This window comes from Burkholderia sp. E168m23 (assembly GCF_016586125.1).
Lineage (GTDB): Bacteria > Pseudomonadota > Gammaproteobacteria > Burkholderiales > Burkholderiaceae > Burkholderia > Burkholderia orbicola.
In genome coordinates, this window is record NZ_BCPP01000771.1 from 1 (window position 1) to 3,540 (window position 3,540).

General features: G+C 59.6%; 3 protein-coding genes. All 3 read right to left on the reverse strand.

Translation table 11 applies throughout. The features are described from left to right. Positions 1-52 precede the first annotated feature (52 nt). Positions 53-2,155: an elongation factor G gene (gene fusA / locus JMF90_RS29260; RefSeq protein ID WP_006482929.1), complete on the reverse strand. Its 2,103-nt coding sequence runs from the start codon at positions 2,153-2,155 to the stop codon at positions 53-55. A 123-nt stretch (positions 2,156-2,278) separates the two neighbouring features. Beyond that, the gene (rpsG, locus tag JMF90_RS29265; protein ID WP_006477195.1) at positions 2,279-2,749 is read right to left on the reverse strand and encodes a 30S ribosomal protein S7; all 471 of its coding nucleotides are present in this window, start codon (positions 2,747-2,749) and stop codon (positions 2,279-2,281) included. 172 nt (positions 2,750-2,921) lie between these two features. Next, complete coding sequence (rpsL, locus tag JMF90_RS29270; RefSeq protein ID WP_006400662.1) at positions 2,922-3,302, reverse strand: 30S ribosomal protein S12; 381 nt, start codon at positions 3,300-3,302, stop codon at positions 2,922-2,924. Positions 3,303-3,540 lie beyond the last annotated feature (238 nt).

Here is a 3,540-nt window from a genome sequence, read left to right on the forward strand (position 1 = left end):
CCTTTTGCCATGATTCTCTTCTTTCAAAAATTATCGGTGGGTAGCTACAGATTTACTTCGACTTCGCGCTGATGATCGCTTCAGCAACGTTGCGCGGAGCTTCAGCGTAGTGCTTGAACTCCATCGTGTACGTTGCACGACCTTGCGTCAGCGAACGCAGCGACGTCGAGTAACCGAACATTTCCGACAGCGGCACTTCGGCGCGCACGATCTTGCCGCCGCCAACCATGTCTTCCATGCCCTGGACGATGCCGCGACGGCCCGACAGGTCGCCCATCACGTTGCCCATGTAGTCTTCCGGCGTCTCGACTTCGACAGCCATCATCGGCTCGAGGACGACCGGGTTCGCCTTGCGCATCGCTTCCTTGAACGCCATCGAACCGGCCATGCGGAACGCGTTTTCGTTCGAGTCAACGTCGTGGTACGAACCGAACGTCAGGTGAACCTTCACGTCGACGACCGGGAAGCCAGCCAGCACGCCCGACTTCAGCGTGTCCTGGATACCCTTGTCGACCGCCGGGATGTATTCACGCGGAATCACACCACCCTTGATCTCGTCGAAGAACTCGTAGCCCTTGCCTTGTTCGTTCGGCTCGAGCGTGATGACCGCGTGACCGTACTGGCCGCGACCACCCGACTGCTTGACGAACTTGCCGTCGACATCCTTCGCCGTCGAACGGATCGTTTCGCGGTACGCAACCTGCGGCTTGCCGACGGTCGCTTCCACGCCGAATTCACGCTTCATCCGGTCGACCAGAATTTCGAGGTGGAGCTCGCCCATGCCCGAAATGATGGTCTGGCCCGACTCTTCGTCGGTCTGCACGCGGAACGACGGGTCTTCCTGAGCCAGACGGTTCAGTGCGAGGCCCATCTTTTCCTGGTCAGCCTTGGTCTTCGGCTCGACTGCCTGCGAAATCACCGGCTCCGGGAACACCATGCGTTCGAGAACGATCGGGTTCGCCGGGTCGCACAGCGTGTCGCCCGTGGTTGCTTCCTTCAGGCCGACCGCTGCGGCGATGTCGCCTGCACGGACTTCCTTGATTTCTTCACGCTGGTTCGCGTGCATCTGCAGAATACGGCCGAGGCGTTCCTTCTTGCCCTTGGTCGAGTTCAGCAGCGTGTCGCCCGAGTTGACGACGCCCGAGTACACACGGAAGAAGATCAGCTGGCCGACGAACGGGTCGGTCATGATCTTGAACGCGAGCGACGAGAACTTCTCTTCGTCCGACGCCTTGCGCTCTGCTTCTTCGCCGTTTTCGAGCTCGCCCTTGACCGGCGGGATGTCGACCGGCGACGGCAGGAAATCGATCACGGCGTCGAGCATGCGCTGCACGCCCTTGTTCTTGAACGCGGTACCGCACAGCATCGGCTGGATTTCGCACGCGATCGTACGATCACGCAGCGCCTTGACGATGTCGGCTTCCGGCAGATCGCCTTCTTCCAGGTACTTGTTCATCAGGTCTTCGCTGGCTTCGGCAGCCACTTCGACCATCTTTTCGCGCCATTCCTTGCAGGTCTCCGCGAGCTCTGCCGGGATGTCGACGTAGTCGAACTTCGTGCCTTGCGACGCTTCGTCCCAAATGATCGCCTTCATCTTGATCAGGTCGACGACGCCCTTGAAGTTTTCTTCCGCGCCGATCGGCACCACGACCGGAACCGGGTTCGCCTTCAGGCGCAGACGGAGCTGGTCGTAGACCTTGAAGAAGTTCGCGCCGGTACGGTCCATCTTGTTGACGAACGCGAGACGCGGCACCTTGTACTTGTTCGCCTGGCGCCACACCGTTTCCGACTGCGGCTGCACGCCGCCCACTGCGCAGTACACCATGCACGCGCCGTCGAGCACGCGCATCGAACGTTCCACTTCGATCGTGAAGTCGACGTGGCCCGGGGTGTCGATGATGTTGATGCGGTGTTCCGGATAGTTGCCGCCCATGCCCTTCCAGAAGGCCGTGGTAGCAGCGGACGTGATCGTGATGCCACGCTCTTGTTCCTGCTCCATCCAGTCCATCGTGGCTGCGCCGTCGTGGACTTCACCGATCTTGTGGTTCACACCGGTGTAAAACAGAATGCGCTCGGTCGTCGTCGTTTTGCCGGCGTCGATGTGAGCGCTAATACCGATATTGCGGTAGCGCTCGATAGGAGTCTTGCGAGCCACTTTGATCCTCTACTGGGATGACGTGATGCAGCCCTGCTGCATCACGCCTCAACACAAACGGGCGAGGCGCCTGAAAAGCGCACCCGCCCGGAATTTATTTCCGCAAACAGCCCAGCCAGGCGCTTAGAAACGGAAATGCGAGAACGCGCGGTTGGCTTCTGCCATGCGGTGAACTTCGTCGCGCTTCTTCATCGCGCCGCCACGGCCTTCGGCCGCTTCGGAGAGTTCACCTGCCAGACGCAGGGCCATCGACTTCTCGCTGCGCTTCTTCGCAGCCTCACGCAGCCAGCGCATCGCCAATGCCATACGACGCGACGGGCGCACTTCGACCGGAACTTGATAGTTGGCACCACCAACGCGACGGCTCTTCACTTCGACCACCGGCTTCACGTTGTTGAGCGCAACCGTGAACACTTCCAGCGGGTCCTTGCCACCCTTGGTCTGGATTTGTTCGAATGCGCCATAAACGATGCGCTCTGCGACCGACTTCTTGCCGGACAGCATCAGCATGTTCATGAACTTGGCAACATCAACGTTACCGAACTTCGGATCCGGCAACACTTCCCGCTTGGGGACTTCGCGACGACGCGGCATGATTCTTCCTTTACTTGTTCAGTTGGAGCTGGATTCAGCTCCGCGGCCACCAACAAACCCGATCACATCTTCACGACTAACCAGCTTGGCCGGGTGACCACTTACTCGACAGCACCGGCAATCCGGCACTCCCGCCTTGACCGCCCTGCGGCGATCCCTGATCAAAAACTGCTTACTTGGCAGCCTTTGCACGCTTCGCGCCGTACTTCGAACGCGCTTGCTTACGGTCCTTGACGCCCTGGGTATCCAGCGAGCCGCGAACCATGTGGTAACGCACACCCGGCAAGTCCTTCACACGGCCGCCGCGGATCAGCACAACCGAGTGTTCCTGCAGGTTGTGGCCTTCACCGCCGATGTACGAAATCACTTCGAAGCCGTTCGTCAGACGAACCTTGGCAACCTTACGGAGTGCCGAGTTAGGCTTCTTCGGCGTCGTCGTGTACACACGGGTGCACACGCCGCGACGCTGGGGGCAGTCCTGCAGGGCCGGGCTCTTGCTCTTCGTCGTTTCCGACTGACGGCCTTTGCGAACCAGTTGGTTGATGGTTGGCATTGTTTATTCCTGAAATTGAACAAAATCTGCACGCCGATTTCGGGCAAAGCGAGAATCGACGCACAGTTGACTTCCGAACCGGCGAATCGGGTGCGAACTGTCGAACGCGACTCGGCCGCCGAATACCGGAACCCAGCATGATATTCCGGAAATACCAACTAAGTCAACGGCTTGCGTGATTTGCCGGCTGATCGCGGGGTTTACAGGAGGGGTCGGAACGCTGTGTCAGGCCGATTCG

Excerpts from the sequence above, each read along its gene's own strand:
- rpsG (WP_006477195.1), bottom strand. The coding sequence starts at position 2,749 with ATGCCGCGTCGTCGCGAAGTCCCCAAGCGGGAAGTGTTGCCGGATCCG.
- rpsL (WP_006400662.1), bottom strand. The coding sequence starts at position 3,302 with ATGCCAACCATCAACCAACTGGTTCGCAAAGGCCGTCAGTCGGAAACG.